At 64.0% G+C, this 6,919-nt stretch carries 4 protein-coding genes and 2 pseudogenes; 2 read left to right on the top strand and 4 right to left on the bottom strand.

Annotated elements, in window-relative coordinates:
• Positions 1–85: 85 nt before the first annotated feature.
• Positions 86–517 carry a transposase gene (locus QJT78_RS46990; RefSeq protein WP_281460717.1) on the bottom strand — a complete coding sequence of 144 codons (432 nt, stop codon included), beginning with the start codon at positions 515–517 and terminating at the stop codon, positions 86–88.
• A gap of 228 nt (positions 518–745) precedes the next feature.
• Here QJT78_RS46990 and QJT78_RS46985 point away from each other — a divergent pair.
• Positions 746–886: pseudogene (locus QJT78_RS46985) on the top strand (IS3 family transposase); the annotation flags it as partial.
• 323 nt (positions 887–1,209) lie between these two features.
• On the opposite strand, the gene htpG reads toward QJT78_RS46985, so the two are convergent.
• On the bottom strand, positions 1,210–3,087 hold the full coding sequence (gene htpG / locus QJT78_RS46980) for a molecular chaperone HtpG (RefSeq protein ID WP_281460716.1): 1,878 nt from the start codon (positions 3,085–3,087) through the stop codon (positions 1,210–1,212).
• Between the two features lie 339 nt (positions 3,088–3,426).
• On the opposite strand from htpG, the pseudogene QJT78_RS46975 reads away from it, so the two are divergent.
• A pseudogene (locus QJT78_RS46975) lies at positions 3,427–4,014 on the top strand (ACT domain-containing protein); the annotation flags it as partial.
• Positions 4,015–4,027: 13 nt separating this feature from the next.
• Here the strand turns inward: QJT78_RS46975 and QJT78_RS46970 are convergent.
• Positions 4,028–5,974, bottom strand: coding sequence for a glycosyltransferase (locus QJT78_RS46970; RefSeq protein WP_281460715.1), 1,947 nt, complete (start codon positions 5,972–5,974; stop codon positions 4,028–4,030).
• Positions 5,971–6,919 (bottom strand): HlyD family secretion protein (locus QJT78_RS46965; protein ID WP_281460714.1); only part of this gene is annotated, 949 nt, incomplete at its 5' end. The genes QJT78_RS46970 and QJT78_RS46965, both read right to left, overlap by 4 nt.

Raw genomic sequence — 6,919 nt, 5'->3', positions numbered from 1 at the left:
CCGAAAGTCATCGCCGGTGTAAAGTTCATCGACGGAATCGAAGTCATTCCGAACACTGAAAGCCACGCCGCCTGATCAGGCCGCGTCACCCAAAATCAGCCATAGCTCTGGCAATCTGCCCTTTGGGCCGAAAGCTGGCCCGCAGCAACCCGAATGAATGGAGCCGCTGCAGCCATTGCGCATCGCTGACATCGGTCTTGCGCCCCGGCACGTGCTTGGCATCGCGCGCGTTGACAAGAAACACGTTAAATCCCCGGGCATCGAGAAGCTCGAAGATCGGAATCCAGTAGACGCTGGTCGATTCCATGACGACAGTCTCGACGCCGCATTCAGTAAACCAGTCGACTAGCCGATGCAGATCAGCCGTGAAGGTACCGAAGCTGCGGACTGGCTCCGGTGCGCGATCTGCCCTCACGGCTGCCATGTGCATAGTCGCTCCGACGTCGATGGCAGCCGCGTCCGGGTGCACCATCTGCATCTTACCTCCGTTCTTCGACTTCGATCTTTTGGGGTTCATCTCTAATCCTCCTGCTGACGGCGGCGGAAGGGCTGGGCTGCGCTATTCGTCAGATTCCTAAACGGGATCGCCGGATGGCGTCACCACTCTCAAGTGCGCGACAACCCATGGACCAGGTTTTTTAACGGGGTCGCGTGCCACCAAAATCGTATCGGCCGCTCCCTCCCGGTCGGCAATCTAGCGCCGGTCCGTTTCTATCCCACAGGGGGAGCGCAGCGCCGCGCATAGTTTTTTAGAAGGAGCGCTCACCAAGGCGGGATTGCTGAGCGCAAAGCGATGATCGACCGTGAGCACGAGCTGTCGATCACCAGGCAGGCGGAGGCTTTGAACATCAGCCGCGGCAGCGTGTACTACCTGCCGCGGCCGGTGCCGGACATCGACCCGAAACGGTCTTCGGCCATGCCGGACAGCGGCTCAACTTACTGCTATAAGCGTTGAGCTTCCTAAGATGCTGTCAAAACGGGCAACTTGCCTGAGCGCAGCCGAGACCTGCGGTCAATTGCCCAACGACGTTATCTGAATGCCGCACTGTCTGACATTTACCGTATTCCTCCGGCGGCGGCCGTCTTGTGAAGTTCGAGCGTCTTTCTGAGGATGTGACCTTATGTATGGTCCGGCCGTGTGTTGCGAGAAGATTCGTCGAATTGGCGGCGGCGGTCTTGCATCTATCCACCCGGAGGCACGTGTCTGGGCTACCTACCGAGCCCCTGCAGCACCAGCCGGTTCAGCCTTGCTGCAAAGGCCGTCGCGTGCTCCGGCAGTTCGCCGTCCAGGATCTGCGCCTGTTCGAGCAGAAGCAGGCTGAGGTCGTCGACGGCCTTGGAGCCGGCCTCTGCCCTGATAATCGCCGCCACCACCGGATGGCGCAGGTTGATCTCGAGGATCGGCTTGGTGCGCATGCCGCGGTTCTGCTGCGACAGAATGCGCTCCAGTTCGCGACTCGGGCCGTCAGTGCCTGCGACGAGGCAGGAGGCGGAGCTGGTGAGGCGCGTGGAAGCCTTGACGTCACTGACGCGCTCGCCGAGCGCGGCCTTGATCAAGGCGATGGTGGCCGCTTCATCGGCGGCCGGCTCGTCCTCCTTCGCCTCGTCCGTTTCGTCGACGCGCGGGATCAGGTCGAGATTGAGGTCGCCCTGGCTCAAGGACTTCAGCGGCTTGCCCTCGAACTCCGATGGCATCGAGGTCCAGAACGCGTCGACGGGATCGGACAGCAACAGCACCTCGATGCCGCGCGCGGTGGCGGCCTCCAGCCGCGGATTGGATTTCAGTCGCTCGATGCTGTCACCGACGAGATAATAGATCTCGGTCTGGTTCGGCTTGAAATCGGCGATAATCTGCTTGAGCGAGCGCTTCTCGCCTGACGTGGTGGTGAAGCGCGACAGCGCCAGCAGCTTTTCGCGACGCTCGAAATCCTCGTAGATGCCTTCTTTCAGCACCGCGCCAAAAGCATCCCAGATCTTGGCAAAATTCTCCGGGTCCTTCTCGGCGAGGCTTTCGAGCTCGGACACGACGCGGGTCGCCACGGCTTTGCGGATCTGCGCGAGCTGCGGATTGTTCTGGAGCATCTCGCGGGAGATGTTGAGCGGGAGATCCTCGCTGTCGACGACGCCCCGGATGAAGCGGAGGTAACCCGGCAGCAGATCGGCATCATCGGTGATGAAGACGCGGCGGACGTAGAGTTTGACGCGGCCCTTGCGATTCGGCTCGAACAGGTCGAACGGCTTCGTCGACGGTGCGAACAGCAGCACGGCGTAGGAGTGGCGGCCCTCGGCGCGGTAGTGCAGCGTGATCGCGGGATCGCCGAAGGCGGAAGCGATCTGCTGATAGGCCTTTTTGTAGTCGTCTGCCGTCAGCTCGGATTTCGAGCGCTGCCACAGCGCGCTTGCCGAATTGATCTGGCGCGGCTCGCCCTCACCGGGCACAAGCTCGATGGGAAACAGGATGCTGTCGGAATAGGCACCGACGATGCGCTCGATCTCGTAGGTCTTGAGATACTTCTTCGCGTCGTCCTTCAGGTGCAGGACGATCTCGGTGCCGCGCGCCACGCGCGCTGCGTCCTCGTCGCTGGCGCGGGCGATCTCGAATCCGGAGCCGCCGGAGGACGTCCAGGTCCAGACGTCACTCTCGCCGGCGCGGCGGCTGATCACGACGATCTTCTCGGCGACCATGAAGGCAGAATAGAAGCCAACACCGAACTGGCCGATCAGGCCGAGGCCGTCCTTGGCCTCCTTCAGCTTCGACACGAACGCCTTGGTGCCGGAGCGGGCGATGGTACCGAGATGGTCGACCAGCTCCTGCCGCTCCATGCCGATGCCGTTGTCGGCGATCGTCAGCGTATTCGCCGGCTTATTCGGAATGATACGGACCTTCAGCGCCTCGCCCTTGCCAAGTAATGAAGGGATCGCGATAGCCTCATAGCGGAGCCTGTCGCAGGCATCCGACGCGTTCGAAAGAAGCTCGCGCAGGAAGATGTCGGTCTCCGAATAGACGGAGTGCACCATCAGGTGCAACAGCTCGGACACCTCGGCTTGAAAGGGCTGCGTATGCACAGCCGTATCTGACGTCGTCATGCATTCACCGGATCACAATTGGGTAAGGGGAAACCCGGATATAGCGCAGAAATACGATGGATCAAGAGTCGTGATGGGACTGTTGACCTTTCCCGCCTGTGGCTGGAGGTCGGCCGAGGCCCACTGAAGGGCGCAAGCGGGAGGCTCCGCGCGGCCACAACGAGCCGTCGACCACAGAAGTTCCGACGTGGCCCTTGAGGAAATGTCCCTGAAAGTCCGTGGTCCCCGTTCCCGCGACCGAGTGCTTCGGAATAACCGTCGCCTGCGAAGCTATGAGGCGTGGCGACCATGAGGCCATCGCCACGAACGCACGATCCGCAATCGATACGCTGTCCTATCCGCGCCGTCACCGAGCTCACGATCCTGGCGACCGACCATCCCTGGCTGCTGTCGATCATCGCCGGCGCCTGCGCCTCGGCCGGCGCCAACATCGTCGACGCGCAGATCTACACCACGACCGACGGCCGCGCGCTCGACACCATCTCGATCTCGCGCGAATACGACCGTGACGATGACGAAGGCCGCCGCGCGACGCGGATCGGCGAGATGATCGAGCAGGTGCTGGAAGGCAAGCTCAGGCTGCCCGAGGCGGTGGCCAAGCGCGCGGTGCGCAGCAAGGCGCGGCCGTTCGTCGTCGAGCCCGAAGTGACCGTCAACAACCAGTGGTCCGACCGCTACACCGTGATCGAGGTCTCCGGCCTCGACCGCCCCGGCCTGCTCTACCAGCTGACGACCGCGATCTCGAAGCTCAACCTCAACATCGCCTCGGCGCACGTCGCGACCTTCGGCGAGCGCGCCCGCGACGTGTTCTATGTCACCGACCTGCTCGGCGCCCAGATCACCGCGCCGACCCGGCAGGCCGCGATCAAGAGCGCGCTACTGCATCTGTTGTCGAGCGAGGACCAGGCGGCGAAGCCGGCAGCATGACGCTCCGCCCGCTCTAGCCGAACAGTCGCATCAGCAACGCCTTGCCGACCGGCGCCGCGCGCACGCTGCGGAAGGCGCGGACATATTCACCGGCATAGAATGCGCGGACGACATTGATCCGCGTCGCAACCGCGTCCTCGAAACGGACGCCGAAGCCGTCGCGGGAGCGGCGGACAACGGTCGCGCTCACGTTCTGGCCGTAGACATTGCACTTGATCGAGGCGCCGATTGCGGGCGGGGCCGGATCGATGAAGCGCGCGCCCGAAATCGAGATGTCGGCCATCCGCACCAGCCGCGGTTCGGCGCCTTCGTGAACCAGGATCGGCTCGTCGCGCTCGAAACGCTCGGCCTTGCGGCGCCGCGGCTGCTCGATGCAGATGAAGCACACGATCGCGAGCACAACGCAATTGTACAGGCTCCAGGCCAGCGCCAGCCCGCCATAGGCGATGCTGTCGCCGCGCGGGTGCAGGATGAAGGCGTAGGCGATCCCCACCAGCGTGATCAGCAAGGCACCGCCATAGAGCCGCAGCAGCGGCCACTCGATGAAGCGGAGGTTGCGGTCGCCGCCCTTGGCGGTCACCTTGAATTTGTGGCCCTGCGGCTTGACGAGGCCGGTCACGACCGCCTTCAGGACCGCCGGCGCCGCGATGTATTGCGAGACGTCGGTCATGATCGCAAGCGAGCGGCCACGCGATATCCAGGCCATCGTGAAGGCGTACCAGACATAGAACGGCAGGAAGTACGTCAGCAGCTCGAACAGGTCAGCATGGACCGCCTTGATGCCGAACAGCAGAAAGAGCCAGGGCACAACCAGGCCGAAAACCTTGGTGCCGTAGACCGCCGCCCAGCTCATGAAGGCATCGACCAGCGACAGCCGGTCCATGAAGGCGAGCCTGGATTGCCGCGAGAACGGCCCGCTGCGGCCCCTGAAGATCTGCATGAAGCCGAGGCACCAGCGCCCGCGCTGGGTGATGTATTCTTTCAATCCCTCCGGCGCGAGGCCGATGGTCAGGCGCTCGTTCAGATAGACCGTGCGCAGACCCCTCTCCTTCAGCCGCAGCGTGACGAGATAGTCTTCCGTCACCGAATCGGTGGGGAAGCCGCCGATCTGCATCAGGCCGGAGAAACGGATCAGCGATGAGGTGCCGCAGCAGAACGCGGTGCCCCAGGCATCCTTGGCCGGCATCAGGATATCGAAGAAGAAGCGCTGCTCGTCGGGCCAGACGTCGGTCGCGGCGAGATTGGTCTGGATCGGATCCGGATTGATGAAGTGCTGCGGCGTCTGCACGACGCCGACGGTGCCGTCCTGCATCAGGCTGATCGCCCGGGTCAGGAAGTCCGGCATCGGGACAAAATCCGCATCGAGGATCGAGATGAACTCCGGCCGGTCCGGCAGAGCGGAGACGTGGTGGAGCCCATGATTGATGTTGCCGGCCTTGGCGTGCCGGTTGTCCGGACGGGTCAGGTAATTGCAGCCGAGCTCCTGGGCGAGCCGGCGCAACCAAAGCCGTCGCCCGTCGTCGAGCACCCAGACGCGATAGTTGGGATAGTTGAGTCCCGTCGCGCCGATGATGGTGCGCTCCAGGATCGCCTTCTCCTCATTGTAGGTGCAGATGAAGACGTCGACGAGCGGCGCATCCGTCGGGGCCCTGGATCGGCGAAGGATCGCGTTGACCTCGGGCGAGCGGTCGATGGTCCTGGAGAGGAACAGCAACGACAGGCACACCGCGATCATCGAAGCCGCCTCGGCCGCCACGAAGGGATAGCCGACCACCGCGTCGGCGGTGAGTCCCAGAGGCGGCAAGGTCTGGGTCACCCGCCAGACGAAGTAGTGCAGCAGCAGGACGAACGACATGCCGGTCATCATGATGCGGGCCAGCGTGTGCTCGCGCCGGAGCAGCGGCAGGATCGCAAGGCAGGCGCCGAAGGCAACCAGGCCGGGCGCGAATGCCGCCATCATGGCTTTGCCGCATCCGTGTTGAACACCACCCGTCCGGTGCGGCCGACCGCGCATTCCTTGCCCGTGCTGTTGAGCGCCGGCATCGAGACCGTCACCCGGTAGGGCTCCTTGTTCAGCGCATCCGGATTGATCGCAAGGTTCGCGGGCGCGCCCGATGCGCCGGTGAGATTGACGATCTCACCCTGGATCGTCGCGCTGCCGTCATTCGGCTCGAAGATCGCTTGCTCGCCGAGCCGGAGGCGGTTGTAGACTCCTTCGGTGACATTGGCGGTGACCACGGCGCCGCTGCAATCGAGCAGCTTGAGCAAGGGCTGACCGGCCCGGACATCCTCGCCGGGCGACGTCATCATCTCCCAGATGCGTCCGGCGACCGGCGCCTTAATGTCGGCTTCCGCCCGGTTGACGTAGTGGAACTGTTCGACTGCAATCTCGTGCGTGAGCCAGTCGATCTCGGCGTCGGCATGCGCCAGATCGGCGCGCAGATCGCTGGCGCGCTGGCGCATCTCCTCTTCGCGTTGCGCGGAGCTCGGCCGATCATTGTAGCTGTCGCCGAGATAAGTGCCGCTCCCGACAGCGGTGAGCTCAACCTTGGCGGCGTCGAGCCGGCGGCGGGCGCCGATCTCGGTCTGCTGGGCGATCGCCTGCTCGCGCGTCAGGCGGGCCATTTCGACCGTCGAGACGCTGCCCGATTTGATCAGTGACGAGGCCCGCTCGACGGCGGCCACTGCCTCCTCCCGCCGCGCGGCCGCGGCCTCGATCGCCGACTGGATTTCGGCAATGCGCGCCTGGAGCTGGAGGAGGCGACCGTCGCGGAACTGGGCCGCCTGGCGCGCAAGGTCCTGTTGCGCCGTCTCGGCGGCCGCAAGCTTGGCGGCGAAACTCGGGCGCTCATTTTCCATCCGGGACATCTGCCGCCGAAGATCGTCGAGCCGCACGCGATCGCCA

Origin of the sequence: Bradyrhizobium sp. Mp27 (assembly GCF_029953005.1) — a bacterium.
Lineage (GTDB): Bacteria > Pseudomonadota > Alphaproteobacteria > Rhizobiales > Xanthobacteraceae > Bradyrhizobium > Bradyrhizobium barranii.
Note: the sequence above shows the minus strand (reverse complement) of the source record. Positions and strands in the feature narration are given on the sequence as shown.